The sequence below is a fragment of the Devosia soli genome (genome assembly GCF_000970455.1).
GTDB lineage: Bacteria > Pseudomonadota > Alphaproteobacteria > Rhizobiales > Devosiaceae > Devosia > Devosia soli.
Genome location: NZ_LAJG01000042.1, coordinates 292422 through 306030, shown reverse-complemented (window position 1 = coordinate 306030; position 13609 = coordinate 292422). Strand labels below are relative to the sequence as shown.

General features: G+C 62.3%; 14 protein-coding genes. 9 read left to right on the top strand and 5 right to left on the bottom strand.

From position 1 onward, the window contains the following. The first annotated feature begins 33 nt into the window (after positions 1-33). Positions 34-1002 carry a DnaJ C-terminal domain-containing protein gene (locus VW35_RS17980; protein ID WP_046144578.1) on the top strand — a complete coding sequence of 323 codons (969 nt, stop codon included), beginning with the start codon at positions 34-36 and terminating at the stop codon, positions 1000-1002. Between the two features lie 77 nt (positions 1003-1079). Here the strand turns inward: VW35_RS17980 and VW35_RS17975 are convergent, their stop codons facing one another. Then, positions 1080-2021, bottom strand: a complete 942-nt coding sequence (locus VW35_RS17975) for an L-threonylcarbamoyladenylate synthase (RefSeq protein WP_046144436.1) — start codon at positions 2019-2021, stop codon at positions 1080-1082. A gap of 127 nt (positions 2022-2148) precedes the next feature. Between VW35_RS17975 and VW35_RS17970 the strand changes: the two genes are divergently transcribed. From VW35_RS17970 to VW35_RS17955, 4 genes are all read left to right on the top strand, one after another. Next, positions 2149-3096: a histone deacetylase family protein gene (locus tag VW35_RS17970; protein ID WP_046144435.1), complete on the top strand. Its 948-nt coding sequence runs from the start codon at positions 2149-2151 to the stop codon at positions 3094-3096. 8 nt (positions 3097-3104) lie between these two features. After that, a complete protein-coding gene (locus VW35_RS17965; protein WP_046144434.1) occupies positions 3105-3353 on the top strand; it encodes an exodeoxyribonuclease VII small subunit in 249 nt (82 codons plus the stop codon). Positions 3354-3525: 172 nt separating this feature from the next. Further along, positions 3526-4125, top strand: a complete 600-nt coding sequence (locus VW35_RS17960; protein WP_046144433.1) for an SCO family protein — start codon at positions 3526-3528, stop codon at positions 4123-4125. Next, complete coding sequence (locus VW35_RS17955) at positions 4122-4859, top strand: TlyA family RNA methyltransferase (RefSeq protein WP_046144432.1); 738 nt, start codon at positions 4122-4124, stop codon at positions 4857-4859. The genes VW35_RS17960 and VW35_RS17955 overlap by 4 nt, the downstream gene beginning before the upstream one ends. A 23-nt stretch (positions 4860-4882) precedes the next feature. On the opposite strand, the gene VW35_RS17950 is transcribed toward VW35_RS17955, so the two are convergent. The 3 genes from VW35_RS17950 to glpD form a co-directional block, all read right to left on the bottom strand. Then, the gene (locus tag VW35_RS17950; RefSeq protein WP_161796942.1) at positions 4883-5386 is read right to left on the bottom strand and encodes a CAP domain-containing protein; all 504 of its coding nucleotides are present in this window, start codon (positions 5384-5386) and stop codon (positions 4883-4885) included. Between the two features lie 19 nt (positions 5387-5405). Beyond that, positions 5406-6254: an aminoglycoside phosphotransferase family protein gene (locus tag VW35_RS17945; RefSeq protein ID WP_052951849.1), complete on the bottom strand. Its 849-nt coding sequence runs from the start codon at positions 6252-6254 to the stop codon at positions 5406-5408. 94 nt (positions 6255-6348) lie between these two features. Further along, positions 6349-7836: a glycerol-3-phosphate dehydrogenase gene (gene glpD / locus VW35_RS17940; RefSeq protein WP_046144431.1), complete on the bottom strand. Its 1488-nt coding sequence runs from the start codon at positions 7834-7836 to the stop codon at positions 6349-6351. Between the two features lie 165 nt (positions 7837-8001). On the opposite strand from glpD, the gene VW35_RS17935 reads away from it, so the two are divergent. Then, positions 8002-8937: an AEC family transporter gene (locus VW35_RS17935; RefSeq protein ID WP_046144430.1), complete on the top strand. Its 936-nt coding sequence runs from the start codon at positions 8002-8004 to the stop codon at positions 8935-8937. Between the two features lie 194 nt (positions 8938-9131). Here the strand turns inward: VW35_RS17935 and VW35_RS17930 are convergent, their stop codons facing one another. Beyond that, a complete protein-coding gene (locus VW35_RS17930; protein ID WP_046144429.1) occupies positions 9132-10301 on the bottom strand; it encodes a M20 aminoacylase family protein in 1170 nt (389 codons plus the stop codon). A 302-nt stretch (positions 10302-10603) separates the two neighbouring features. Between VW35_RS17930 and VW35_RS17925 the strand changes: the two genes are divergently transcribed. From VW35_RS17925 to VW35_RS17915, 3 genes are all read left to right on the top strand, one after another. Next, positions 10604-11362, top strand: coding sequence for an electron transfer flavoprotein subunit beta/FixA family protein (locus tag VW35_RS17925; RefSeq protein ID WP_046144575.1), 759 nt, complete (start codon positions 10604-10606; stop codon positions 11360-11362). Further along, positions 11362-12291 carry an electron transfer flavoprotein subunit alpha/FixB family protein gene (locus tag VW35_RS17920; RefSeq protein ID WP_046144428.1) on the top strand — a complete coding sequence of 310 codons (930 nt, stop codon included), beginning with the start codon at positions 11362-11364 and terminating at the stop codon, positions 12289-12291. The genes VW35_RS17925 and VW35_RS17920 overlap by 1 nt, the downstream gene beginning before the upstream one ends. Before the next feature lie 67 nt (positions 12292-12358). Further along, positions 12359-13543, top strand: coding sequence for an amino acid aminotransferase (locus VW35_RS17915; RefSeq protein ID WP_046144427.1), 1185 nt, complete (start codon positions 12359-12361; stop codon positions 13541-13543). Positions 13544-13609 lie beyond the last annotated feature (66 nt).

The following is a 13609-nucleotide window of genomic DNA, read 5'->3' as shown; positions in this document are numbered from 1 at the left end:
GAAGCAACGCTCGATCAGAACAGATTGGACCAAATGCGCGATCCATACACCGTGCTTGGGGTGCCGCGGTCCGCAAGCGAGAAGGACATCAAGTCCGCCTATCGCAAGCTGGCCAAGAAGTATCACCCTGACCAGAACCCGGACGATCCATCGGCCCACGGCAAGTTTGCCGAGGCAACGCACGCTTATGACCTGCTCAACGACAAGGACAAGCGCGCCCAGTTCGACCGTGGCGAAATAGATGCTGATGGCAATCCCCGCTTTGCCGGTTTTGGCAATGGTGGGTTTGGCGGTGCACGCGGCGCCCGGCCGGGCGCAGGCGGCGGGGCAAGCGGCTTTTCGGCCGAGGACATCCTCAAGGAATTCATGAGCGGCTTTGGCGGCCAGCCCCGCGGTGGCGCGGGTGGCCGTGCTGGCGCCGCCGGTGGCGCCCAGTGGGATCCTTTTGCCGGCGGCATGGGCGCGGGTGCGGGCGCCGGCGCCGGCCAGCGCCTCAAGGGCGATGATGTTGTCGTCACCGTTGCTGTCTCGCTTGAGGATGCGCATAAGGCCGCCTCCGTGCCGGTGCGCATGCCCACGGGCAAGGTGCTCAACGTCAAGCTGCCTGAAAAGGTCGAGGAAGGTCAGCAGATCCGTCTCAAGGGCCAGGGCACGCCCAATGCCTTCGGCGAGCCGGGCGATGCGCTCGTCACCGTGCGCTTTGAAAAATCCAAGGTGTTCCGCCGCGACGGCAAGGACATGCGCACCGACGTCGCCGTGACGCTTTACGAAGCGGTGCTCGGCGCTAAGGTGCGCGTGCCGACGCTCGATGGCTCGGTGGAGCTCAACTTGCCGCCGGGCGTCGATACCTCGAAGGCTCTGCGCCTCAAGGGCAAGGGCCTTTATGGCGACGGCGATCTCTACGTAAACATCCGCGTCGTACTGCCGCCCGGGGGCGATCCGGATCTTGAAGCGCTGGCTCGCTTCATGCGGGATCAGAAGCCTTATTCCGTCAGGGATTAGAGGCAAAAGGCGCAGCGCTCGAACGCCCAGACTTTCGGCCGAGCGCTGCTGCCAACGGATTGGCCAACAGGGAAAACCTAATCCCTCGGCGCTGCGGCTCTGCGCAGGCGATCGTTGATCGCTTCGCCAAGCCCCGTTTCCGCAACCGGCGCAACCGCGATCATTTTCGCCCCTGTCGCGTCCAGCTCGTGCAGCATCGTAAAGAGATTCCGCGCGGCTTCGCGGAGGTCGCCGCTGGGCGAGAGGTTTCGCATTTCCCCGTCAAAGGCCGGCGCCTGCCCAAATGCCAGAAAGGCTTCGCCTGGCTGGGGTGCGGTGTCGAGGCGGATGGCGGCGTTCGGGGCATAGTGGCTCAGCAGCATGCCCGGCGCCGAGATTTTTGCGCCCTGCGCGGCGAGCGACACGGTTCGCCCGAACGCCGTTTCGATCTCTTGCCGCGCCAGCGCCCCGGCCCGCAATTGCACGATCGAGTCGCCATCGACGGCAACGATGGTTGATTCAACGCCAGCCTGGCACGGGCCGCCATCTAGCACCGGCACCTTGCCGCCAAATCCGCGGCGCACCTGCTCGGCCGTTGTCGGCGAGAGTTTTCCCGAAGGATTGGCCGAAGGCGCCGCGAGCGGACGATCGGTCGCTCTGAGCAGCGCCAGGGCCACGGGATGGTCCGGCATGCGCAGCGCCACCGTATCGAGCCCCGCGGTGGCGATATCGGCAAGGCCATGCCAGGTCCTGAGCGGCACCACGATGCTGAGCGGCCCTGGCCAGAACCGGGCGGCAAGGGCTCGCGCCAGCGGCGAAAATTCGGCAAGGCGTTCGGCCATGGCAAGGTCCGCGACATGGACGATGAGCGGATTGAACCGTGGACGGCCCTTGGTCTCGTAGATCGAGAGCACCGCGTCGGCATTGGTCGCATCAGCGCCGAGCCCATAGACCGTCTCGGTCGGGAACGCGACGAGCCGGCCTGACAAGAGGAGGGCGGCGGCAGCATCAACGGAAAGGTCTTGCGGCAAAGGGTTCATGCTGGCTCTTTCGCAACGGCGCATGCGCGCGTCAAGCGGGAGCCAACAGGGGCCGTCATCCGTTTCTCGCCCGTTCGCTCCTGAAAAGTGCTATCTGACCTTTCGACAACGCTTTCGCAGGCCATCCGTGACCACGCTCCTCGTCAGCCAGACCAATTTCGAAGACCACAAGACACCGCCGGGGCACCCGGAGCGGGCCGATCGCATCCGCGCCGTCAACGATGCGCTGGCTGACGACCAGTTTGGCAAGCTCGTGCGCCGCGATGCGCCCTATGGCGACATAACATTGGCCGAGCTGGTCCATGATAGCCGATACCTTGCCCGGCTGCGCGACGCGCGCCCGGCGGAAGGCATCGGCCAGATCGATGGCGACACCTTTATTTCCGATACCTCCCTTTCTGCCGTCGCCACCGGCCTTGGCGGCGCGCTGCTCGGGCTCGAGGCCGTGCTGCTTGGCGAGGCGGACAACGCGTTTTGCGCCATTCGCCCACCTGGCCACCATGCCGAGGTCGATCAGCCCATGGGCTTTTGCCTGATCAACACCGTCGCCATCGTCGCGCGCGAGGCGCAGCGCAAATATGGAGCCGAGCGCATCGCCATCGTGGATTTCGACGTCCACCACGGCAATGGCACCCAGGACATTTTCGAGGCCGATCCGACGGTATTCTATGCCTCTAGCCACCAAATGCCGCTTTTTCCGGGCACCGGACATCCGCGCGAAACCGGTGTCGGCAATATCGTCAACGTGGCGCTCGAAGCGCACACCGGCGGAGAGGCCATGCGCGAGGCCTATCTCGGCCGCATCCTTCCCGCGCTTGATAATTTCGCCCCCGACCTTATCCTCATTTCAGCGGGCTTTGACGCGCACAAGCGCGATCCCCTGGCGCAGCTCGAATGGGATGACCAGGACTTCGCCTGGGTCACCGGAAAGTTGATGGATATCGCTGACAAGCGCTGCGCCAACCGCATTGTGTCCCTGCTCGAAGGTGGCTATGACCTCAGGGGCCTAGCCGGAGGTGTGCGCCAGCACGTGGCCATGCTGATGGATGGGGCGACGAGTTCTCTTAAAAGTTAGGATGCGCCATGGCCGAGATCGCCGAGGATGTCAAAACCCTGAGCTTCGAAGCAGCGCTGGAACAGCTCGAACAGATCGTCCAGAAGCTTGAAAGCGGCCGCGCGCCGCTAGCGGAATCGATCGCCATCTATGAGCGCGGCGAGGCCCTCAAGGCCCATTGCGAAATGCTGCTCAAGACCGCCGAAGCACGCATCGAAAAGATCACCTTGAGCCGCGAAGGCAAGGCCATCGGCACCGAACCTCTCGACGCCAACTGAGTGTGATAGCGCCCACCTGCGGGCCCTTCAGCCATCCGTAGCGTCATTCCCGCGAACGCTAGAACCTCAGTTTAGCCGGATGTCCCTGGTCTCCCGGGAGATGGGTTGCCCGGACAAGCCGGGGAATGACGAAAACTGGCGGCGTTGCGCTTCCATGGGGCATCCAGAAACAATGACGACAAACAAAACCCTCCGCAATTTCCGGATCGTGCTCTGGGTGCTGGTGGCCGTGGCAGCGCTCGGCGCAACCTGGCTCTATCTTTATCGCCCACCCCAGCGGCCCCTCGGGCTCAATGGGCAGAGCTTCGCGCTCAACTCCACCAAGGGCGGCACCTTTACCGAAAAGGACCTTCCCGGCACGCCGAGCCTTGTTTTCTTTGGCTATACGTTCTGCCCCGATGTCTGCCCGACAACGCTGGCCGAAACCACCGCATGGCGCAGTCAGCTGGGTCTCTCGCCGGAAGATTTGCGCATCATCTTTGTCACCGTCGATCCCGAGCGCGATACGCTCGAGGCCGTCAAAGCCTATGTCGAGGGCTTTGATCCCTCCGTCATCGGCCTTGTCGGCGACCAAGCGGCGGCCGAGGCGGCCAAGGCCGCGTTCGGCGTCTTTTCCGAAAAGGCGGGCGACGTGGAAAGCGAGTTCTATCTCGTCAATCACACGGCCCTCACCTTCCTTATCGACCGCAATGGCAGTTTCCAGGGCACGATCGCCTATGAAGAGGCTCAGGATACCGCCCTCGCCAAGGTCGAGCGGCTCGTTTCGCGGTGAGCGCGCGCATCCGTCTCGATCTGGCGCTCGAACAGCGCGGCTTCCTGCCGAGCCGCGCCCGCGCGCGTGACGCGATCCTGCGCGGCACCGTCTCGGTCAATGGCGCTCCGGCCAGAAAACCCAATCAGATGGTCGGACCCCACGATGCCATTGCTCTTGATGATCCGGCGTCCGCCTATGTTTCGCGCGCCGCCCTCAAACTCGTCGCTGGGCTCGATGCCGGCCACATTGCGGTCGCCGGCAAAACCTGCCTCGATGTCGGTTCTTCGACGGGCGGCTTCACTCAGGTTCTGCTCGAACGGGGCGCCGCGCAGGTCTATGCCGTCGATGTTGGCCACGATCAGCTGCACGAAAAGCTGCGCTCCGACCCGCGTGTCATCGGCCTCGAAGGCACCAATGCACGCGACTTGACCCGCGCGGAGATTGCCGACGCCGTCGACCTGCTGGTGTCCGATATCAGCTTCGTCTCGGTCACCAAGGTGCTTGCGGCGCCGCTCGCCCTTTGCCAAGCCAGGGCCGATGCCGTCATTCTCTTCAAGCCGCAATTCGAAGTCGGCCGCGATTTCGTCGGCAAGGGCGGCATCGTCTCCGATGGTGACGCCAGCGGCCGCGCCATGGCCGAAGTCATCGCCTTTGTCGAAGCGCAGGGGTTTACCCACCAGCTCAGCATCCTCTCGCCCATTGCTGGCGGCGATGGCAACCGAGAAACAGTGCTGGTCTTTTCGCGCGGCTGATCAGCGCGGGCCTTGTGGCTTGCTCAGACCCGCCAGGCGTCGAAACTGCCGCCGGCGATCATCGCCCAATAAAGCTTGCCCGAACCGGTCCGTGCCACGGCCAAGCCGAACTCGGTGAATTTCGGCGACAAAAGCGTATTCCGGTGCCCCTGACTTGCAAGCCAGCCTTCGATCACCGTCGGCAGGGTCTTATAGCCCTTGGCGACATTCTCCCCGACCGCCCCGAGATAGCCCGCTTCCGTTACGCGCTGGCGCAGTGTTACGCCGAGGTCGTGGCTCAGCGTGTCTTTTCGCGCCATCAGCCGCGCCTGCGATAGCGCGGCGGCCTCGAGCCGCGGATTATAGGTCCAGGCCGGCGCGCCATTGGCCTTTCGCGTGGCATTGATCGCCGCAAGGATTTCGTCCCGTGTCAGGCTCTCCGGCCGGTCCGAAGTGGATGCGGGCAGCGGTGGAATGGTCGCCGAACAGGCAGCGAGCAGCGAGGCGGCCCCGAGGCCAAGAATGGCGCGTCGCGAATAAATCGTCATGGCAGGATTTCCGGTGCGATCAGGCAAGGTCATAGGCGCTGAGCAGATGCGGCAGGCAGGCCAGTTGCCCGATGATGGCCTTTCCATCCTCGAGGTCCCAGCAGGCCGAGAGCGCCGCATGCGCCGCGGCCCAGCCCAGGATGCGCTTGCGATTATAGCCGAGCCGCTGCGACAGGATATCGGCTCGCGCCGCAATGCGCCGGGGATCGGAGGCGATCTTTTCGCCGCGCTCGGGATTGATGAACACATTGGCCACATCATAGGCCGGATCGCCGAGAACGCCCTTTGGATCGATCGCGAGCCAGCCGCGGTCGGAAGAGAGGATGTTGTCGTGATGGAGATCGCCGTGAAGCGGGATGCGCGCGCTCGGCCGGTCGAACAGCTTGAGCGCAATGCCGCTGGCCCGCGCATAAAGATCCCGCGCCGTGTGGGGCCAGGTGCGCACGTCCGCATCGAACAGCGTCTGGAACCGGTCGCGCAGGTCTTCCAGCCCCTCCGGCGCATCCGGCCGCGAGCGATGGAGCCCGGCAACGACGGTCGCGATGGCGATCGTGCCCTCGTCATCCTTGCCCGCGCGTACTGGATCGCCGAGCGGTCCGCCATCGAGCCATTCCATGAAGACGGTATCGCCATGCATGTCGAAGACGGTGGCCGCGCCATTGCCTTCATACCATTGCAACAGCCGCGCCCCGCAACCCTCTTCCTTGGCGGCGATGGGCTTGATGATCTTGAGCGCCGCGAAGTTGCGGCCATTCTGCTCGACGCGAAAGATCGCGCTGCGCGGTGTTTCGGCAACCGGCGTCGACTTGGTCAGCGACCAGCGGATCATGGCGCGGCTCAGCGCGGTTTCGACGGGTGACTGATTCATGATCGCGTCATTAGACCGTATTGGGCGAAAGTGGCTACCACTTTTCCGCAATAAAGCCCTCGCTCACCGCTGCACAAAGCTGCGAGCGCTCCCCTCAGGCAGAAAGATACTGTTCGAGGCGCGTGCTTTCTTCGGCGTTGATCCTAAGCCCGAGCTTGGTCCGCCGCCAGAGTACGTCCTCTGCCGTCCGCGCCCATTCATGAGCCTTGAGATAGTCGACCTCCGCCGCATAAAGGTCAGCACCAAAATGCTGGCCCAGCGCGGGAATCGTCTTGCGCTCGCCAAGCAGCACCCGTGCCTTGGTGCCATAAAGCCGCATCAGGCGCTTGAGGAGCGTGCCGGGCAAGTCCGGATAGTCGAGCCCGAGCCGCCGCACTTCCGCGTCAAAACTCATCGGTCCGAAATCGCCGCCGGGCAGGGTGCTGACCTTGGTCCAGGCCGGCTTTTTCGCCCCCAAAACGTCTTCGATCTTTTCAAGCACCGATTCTGCAAGGCGCCGCGAGGTCGTCAGCTTTCCGCCGAACACATTGACCACCGCGCCTGTCGCCTTATCGCCCTCGGTCTTTAGTACATAATCGCGCGTCGCTTCCTGTGCTTCGCTCGCGCCATCGTCGAACAGCGGCCGCACGCCCGAATAGGTCCAGACGATCTGGTCCTTGGTGACGGGCTTGGCAAAATATTCGCTCGCCGCGCTCAGGAGGTAGTTCGTTTCTTCCGGCGAGATTTTGACGTCCTTCGGATCGCCCTTGTAGTCGCGGTCCGTCGTGCCGATCAGGGTGAAATCGTCCTGATAGGGAATTGCGAAGATGATCCGGCCATCGGCATTCTGGAAGATATAGCAGCGGTCGTGGTCATAGAGTTTTTTGACGACGATATGGCTGCCTTGGACCAGCCGCACATTGTGCGCGCCATTCTTGCCCATCACGCCATTGATGACGCTATCGACCCACGGCCCCGCCGCATTGACGATCATTTTCGCGCGCACCGTCTCGATGCCGTCTTCGCCATCGAGCGTAATGGTCCAGGCGCCGTTCTCGCGCCGTGCGCTCGTCACTCTGGTGCGCGCAAAGATTTTTGCGCCGCGATCGGCCGCGTCTCGCACGTTGAGCACGACGAACCGCGCATCGTCGACCCAGCAGTCTGAATATTCAAAGCCGAGCCGATAGCCGGGCTTGAGCGGCTTGCCCGTCGCGTCTCGCGTCAGGTCGAGCGTCTTGGTCGGCGGCAGGAGCTTGCGCCCACCCATATAGTCGTACATGGCAAGGCCCGTGCGCAGCACGAAGGCGGGGCGCAACCCCTTATGATGCGGCAAGACGAAGCGCAGCGGCCAGATGATATGCGGCGCCGCGGCCCAGAGGATTTCGCGCTCGGCCAGAGCTTCATGGACAAGCCGGAATTCATAATGCTCGAGATAGCGTAGCCCGCCATGGATTAGCTTGGTCGCTGCCGAGCTCGTGCCAGAGGCGAAGTCGTTCATTTCCGCAAGGCCGACGGAATAGCCGCGCCCGACCGCGTCGCGCGCCACGCTCGCGCCATTGATGCCGCCGCCGATAACGAACAGATCCAGCATTGCGTCACTCATGGCCCATCTCCTGCATCGGCTTTCGCTTATAATGCATTTGCTTTCGTTTTAGAACCAGAATTGGTTCGTTACGCCAAGTAAAACTTCCATACTAGTTCTCGGTTGACCGCATGGCGCAGCCAGCGTAGGCCTCGCACATCCTTCGGGCCAGGACAGGCCAAATCCATGCTCGACATCGTCTTCGTCATTCTGCCGATCTTTGCGCTCATGGCCCTCGGCTATGTCGCGGTTCTCCGCCGGCTCTATCCGGCCGAAGGCGTCAAAAGCCTGATCGCTTTCGTGAACAATTTTGCGACGCCCTGCCTGCTCTACCATTCGATTTCCACGAGCGACTTCCGCTCGGCCTTCAACCTCTCGATCATCGGGCCGTTTTATCTCGGCGCCTTCGTCTGCTTCGGCCTCGGCATCCTTATTGCCCGACGCGGTTTTGACAACCGCCCAGGCGAAAGCGTTGCCGTCGGCTTTTCCGGCACTTTTACCAATACGGTTCTGGTCGGCCTGCCGATCCTCACCCGCGCCTATGGCAACGAGGCCCTGCCGGTCACTCTGTCGATCATCGGCCTTCATGGCGCGATCCTCCTGACCCTTGGCATGATCACCATGGAGCTGGTGCGCCGCGATGGCCAACCCTTGGGCAAGACGCTGATCGTCGCCGTCCGCCGTGTCGTCTCTAATCCGCTGATCTGGGGCATCGCCGCGGGGATCATCGGCTCGATCCTTGAAATCAAGCTCATCGAACCGGCCGAAGCCTTCTTCGTTATGATGAGCCAGGCCGTCGTCCCCGCCGCCCTCTTCGGCATCGGCGGGGCGCTGGTTGAATTCAAGCTCTCGGAAAACTGGAAGCAGGCGCTTGTCGCTTCTCTGATCAAACTGATCGTTCACCCCGCCATCGCCTATGTGCTGATGATCTGGGTTTTGCACGTCCCCATGGACATCGCCCGCTACGGCATTTTGCTCTCCGCCATGCCGGCGGGCGTGAACATCTATGTCTTCGCCACCTACTACGATCGCGGCGTCAGCGTTGCCACCAACACGATCCTCATCGCCACGGTGCTGTCTGCGCTGACGATTTCGGGGTGGTTGTTTATTCTGGCGCTCTAGGGCGAAGGACCCGTAGCGAGAAGTGGCCCGGAGGCCGGAGCGCGCCATCACCTCCTGTCAACCTCCCCATCAAGGGGGAGCTGCCAACCTGTGAGACTGGCAAGATCGTGCCCCAAAACTCGACCCGACACCTCCCCCTCAATCGGGAGGATGGGAGGGATGGGCAACAAACGCGAGCTAAAGTGCTCGCTCCATCATCCGGCCTTCAGCGCCCGCTCCGCCAACCGCACCCAATAGCTCGTCCCCACCGGAATCGCCTCGTCATTGAAATCATACGTATCCGTATGCAATTCCGAGGATTCCCCATTCCCGACGAAAATATAGGCCCCCGGCCGCTCGTTGAGCATGAAGGAAAAATCCTCCCCGCCCATCGATGGCGCAACATCGCGGTCCACCCGCTCTTCGCCCGAGATTTCCGCCGCGACATCGGCCGCAAAACTCGCCTCACGCTCCGAATTGACCGTCACCGGATAGCCGCGCGCGTAGCGGATTTCCGCCGTCGCGCCAAAAGCCAGCGCGAGCTGCGGCACCATTTCATTGAGCCGAGCCTCGATAAAGTCCTGCACTGCGCCATCGAGTGTGCGCACCGTGCCGGTGATCTTGGCGGTCTGGGAAATCACATTGTCGGCTTCGCCGGCCTCGATCATCGTCACGCTCAAGACGGCATTGTCGAGCGGATCGAGATTGCGCGAAACGATCGTCTGCAGCGCCGTCACCAATTGTGCCGCAACGATGATCGGATCGATCGTCTGCTGCGGCCGCGCCGCATGCCCGCCCTGGCCGGTAATGGTGATGTAGAAGCGATCGGTGGCTGCCATGATGCCGCCGGCGCGAATGCCAAAGTGGCCGACCGGCATGCCCGGCCAATTGTGCATGCCATAGACTTCGGCAATGTCGAATTTTTCGATCAGCCCGTCCTCGATCATCACCTTGCCGCCCCCGCCGCCCTCTTCGGCCGGCTGGAAGATCACCGCGACGCGCCCGTCAAAATTCCGCGTTTCTGCCAGATATTTCGCGGCGCCCAGCAGCATCGCCGTATGCCCATCGTGCCCGCATGCATGCATCTTGCCCGGAATAGTCGAGGCATAGGCGGCGCCGGTCTGCTCGGTCACCGTCAGCGCATCCATGTCGGCGCGCAGCCCAATGGTCCTGCCGCTCGTATTGGTTCGGCCGTTGATGATCCCGACGACCCCCGTGCGCCCGAGCCCGGTAACGATCTCATCGACCCCGAACGCCTTGAGCTTTTCCGCCACGATCCCCGCCGTCCGATGCACATCGAACAGCACTTCCGGATGCGCATGCAGATCCCTCCGCCAGGCGGTGATCTCGTCATGAAATTCGGCAATGCGGTTGAGGATAGGCATAAGACGTCCGGATAAATCAGGGATGCGACAGTGTCTCTGCCCCAAGCCATGGCGTCAATGCTTGCACATAGATTTTGGCCCAACCCGTCTTGCGTCGGTCTCTAGTTACCCGTCATGGCCGGGCTTGTCCCGGCAATCCAGCTTGCCCCTGCTTGGGCCATCGGTACAAGCACGGTGGCGACGATGTCCTTGGTTAGGCACCCCTTTCTAACATTCGCTCCGCTTCCGAACCGAATTTCCCCATCCGCGCCTTGCCCCTGTCGCCCCTTTTTGTCATTGAACCGGCAACTTCGGAGCCGCTCATGAAAATCCTCGTCGCCGTCAAGCGCGTGGTCGACCACAATGTTCGCATCCGCGTCCGTCCCGATGGCACTGGTGTCGAAACATCAGGCGTCCGCATGTCGATGAACCCCTTCTGCAAGCACGCGGTGGAAGCCGCAGTGCAGCTGGCGGAAAAAGGCGATGTCAGCGAAATCGTCGTCGTCTCGATCGGCCCTAAGCAATCGAACGACGTCATCCTCACCGCCCTCGCCATGGGCGCCCATCGCGGCATTCTTGTCGAGACCGACGCGGCGCTCGAAACCCTAACCATCGCCAAGCTCCTCGCCAAAGTCGTCGCCGAAGAACAGCCCGACCTCGTGCTCCTCGGTAAGCAGGCCGTTGACGACGACAGCAACCATGTCGGCCAGATGCTCGCCGCCCTGAGCAACCGCCCGCAAGCGACTTTTGCCTCCGAAATCGTCGTCAAGGGCGCCGAATTGGAAGTCACCCGCGAAGTCGACTACGGTCGCGAAACTATTGCTGTGCCGCTTCCCGCCGTCGTCACCGCCGACCTCCGCCTCAACACCCCGCGCAATGCCGCACTGCCCATGGTGATGAAGGCTCGCTCAAAGCCGCTGACCGTCCGTCCCGCCGCCGAATTCGGTGTCGATCTCGCCCCGCGCCTGACGGTAGAAAAGATATCCCCCCCTTCCGAACGCGTTGCCGGCAAGACCGTCGCCTCGGTTGCCGACTTCGCAAACGCCATCGCCGGTGAAGTCAACGAGATGGAAGCGCTCTGATGTCGGTTCTCCTGCTTGCCGATCACGACAACGGCGCCCTCTCGCCCGCAACCGCCCGCCTCGTCGCCGCTGCTAGCGAACTGGGCGCGGTCGACATTCTCGTCGTCGCCGAAAATCCCGCTCCGATCGCTGCCGAAGCGGCAAAAATCGCCGGCGTTCACCAAGTGATCACTGTCACCGCCCCCGAGACTGCCGAAACCATAACCAATTCCCTCGAGAACCTCGCTCAACGGTATCGTAATGTTACCGCAAGTGCGTCTTCGGTGGGGAAGGATGTCATCCCGCGTCTTGCCGCCAAGCTCGATATCCAGCCGGTCACTGACATTGTCGAAATCCTCGGCCCCAACCGCTTCACGCGCCCCATCTACGCTGGAAATGCTCTCGAAACCGTCGAGGACCGGCAGGCCACACATCTCCTCACTTTCCGCGCCTCGGCTTTCCGCCCCGCCGCTTCCGGCAACGATGCGCCGATAGAAACGCTAGACCTTTCAGTTACTTCCGCCGCCCGCTTTCTCGCCGCGCATCGCACTGATAGCGACACGCCCGATCTCGCCACCGCCCAGATCGTCATCGGCGGCGGCGTCTCGGTTGGCTCTGCCGAAGGCTTCCAACTCATTGAAAAGCTGGGAAAAACCCTCGGTGCCGCTGTCGGCGCCACCCGTGCAGCGGTCGACGCCGGCTACGCCCCCAACGATTGGCAGATCGGCCAGACCGGCAAGATCATCGCGCCCGATCTCTATATCGCCATCGGCATTTCTGGCGCGCTGCAGCACCTCGCCGGCATCCAGGGCGCCAAGAAGATTTTCGCCATCAACACCGATCCCGAATCGCCTCTCGTGAAGATTGCCGATGTCGCGCTGATCGGCGATCTCTTTGAAATCATTCCGCAATTAATCGCCGAGCTTGAGCGCTTAGGCATAAAGCGCTAGTCGCGAAAGATTGCAAAAATCCCCATTCCGCCTATAAAGGCGGCGCTTTCCCACCGGACTTCCAAAAATGTTCGAAACCCTCTCCAAGGCCCCCGGCGACAAGATTCTTGCGCTGATGGGCGAATATGCGGCCGACTCCCGTCCCACCAAGATCGACCTCGGCGTCGGTGTCTATAAGGACGAAAAAGGCGTGACCCCGGTCATGACCGCCGTGCGCAAAGCCGAAGAGAAGATCCTTTCGAACGAAAAAACAAAGACTTATCTCGGGATCGCCGGCAACAAGGGCTTTGGCACCGCGGTGCTGGACCTTGTCCTTGCCGACAGCGTCGACCGCTCTCGCGTCCGCATTGCCCAGGCTCCCGGTGGCACTGGCTCGCTCTGGGTCCTGATGCAGCTCATCAACCGCGCCCGTCCCGGGGCCAGGGTTTATGTGTCCGACCCGACCTGGGCCAACCACAACCCGATCGCCATCAATTCGGGCCTTAAGGTCGCGACTTATCCCTATTTCGACGCGGCGACCCGCGGCGTTAAATTCGACGAAATGCTTGCCGCGCTTGATAAATTGAGCGCCGGCGACGTCGTTCTGTTGCATGGCTGCTGCCACAACCCGACCGGCGCTAACCTCACCGACAGCCAGTGGGATCAGGTCGCCGACAGCCTCAAGCGCACCGGCGCGTTGCCGTTCGTCGATCTCGCGTACCTTGGTTTCGGCGACGGCATCGAGGCCGATGCCTATGGAACGCGCAAGATTCTATCCACGGTCCCCGAAGCTCTGGTAGCATTCTCTGGCTCGAAGAATTTCGGGCTTTATCGCGAGCGTGTCGGGGCCGCCATCCTCGTTGCCCGCAACGCCGAGGAAGCTGAGGTCACAAATTCCCAGCTTCTCAACATTATCCGCGGCGCCTATTCGCAGCCGCCCGATCATGGCGCGGAAATTATCCGCACCATTCTCGAGGACGCATCCTTGCGCGCAGAGTGGGAATCGGAACTGGCGGTAATGCGTAACCGTATGATTTCATTGAGGAAAAAACTCGCGGATGCAATCCGCGAACGCTCGAACTCTACCGACTTCGACTTCGTTGCCGACCACCGCGGGATGTTTTCTCTGCTCGGGCTCAGCAATGACGCCGTAGAACATTTAAAAGCCGGAAACGGTGTCTATATGACTGGTGATAGTCGCATCAATGTCGCTGGCATCCCGGAAGATCGCGTCGGTGATCTGGCGGATGCCTTCCTTGGCGCCGTTCGCTGAGCACAATGCTTGCGGCTCAGCGCCGCCATGGACTAGCATCCGGCTAACTGGCCGGGACATAAACGC

Coding starts and splice junctions, on each gene's coding strand:
- VW35_RS17935 (WP_046144430.1), top strand. CDS start 8,002: ATGCTCGACATCGTCTTCGTCATTCTGCCGATCTTTGCGCTCATGGCC.
- glpD (WP_046144431.1), bottom strand. CDS start 7,836: ATGAGTGACGCAATGCTGGATCTGTTCGTTATCGGCGGCGGCATCAAT.
- VW35_RS17975 (WP_046144436.1), bottom strand. CDS start 2,021: ATGAACCCTTTGCCGCAAGACCTTTCCGTTGATGCTGCCGCCGCCCTC.
- VW35_RS17925 (WP_046144575.1), top strand. CDS start 10,604: ATGAAAATCCTCGTCGCCGTCAAGCGCGTGGTCGACCACAATGTTCGC.
- VW35_RS17930 (WP_046144429.1), bottom strand. CDS start 10,301: ATGCCTATCCTCAACCGCATTGCCGAATTTCATGACGAGATCACCGCC.
- VW35_RS17945 (WP_052951849.1), bottom strand. CDS start 6,254: ATGAATCAGTCACCCGTCGAAACCGCGCTGAGCCGCGCCATGATCCGC.
- VW35_RS17960 (WP_046144433.1), top strand. CDS start 3,526: ATGACGACAAACAAAACCCTCCGCAATTTCCGGATCGTGCTCTGGGTG.
- VW35_RS17950 (WP_161796942.1), bottom strand. CDS start 5,386: ATGACGATTTATTCGCGACGCGCCATTCTTGGCCTCGGGGCCGCCTCG.
- VW35_RS17965 (WP_046144434.1), top strand. CDS start 3,105: ATGGCCGAGATCGCCGAGGATGTCAAAACCCTGAGCTTCGAAGCAGCG.
- VW35_RS17980 (WP_046144578.1), top strand. CDS start 34: ATGCGCGATCCATACACCGTGCTTGGGGTGCCGCGGTCCGCAAGCGAG.
- VW35_RS17920 (WP_046144428.1), top strand. CDS start 11,362: ATGTCGGTTCTCCTGCTTGCCGATCACGACAACGGCGCCCTCTCGCCC.
- VW35_RS17915 (WP_046144427.1), top strand. CDS start 12,359: ATGTTCGAAACCCTCTCCAAGGCCCCCGGCGACAAGATTCTTGCGCTG.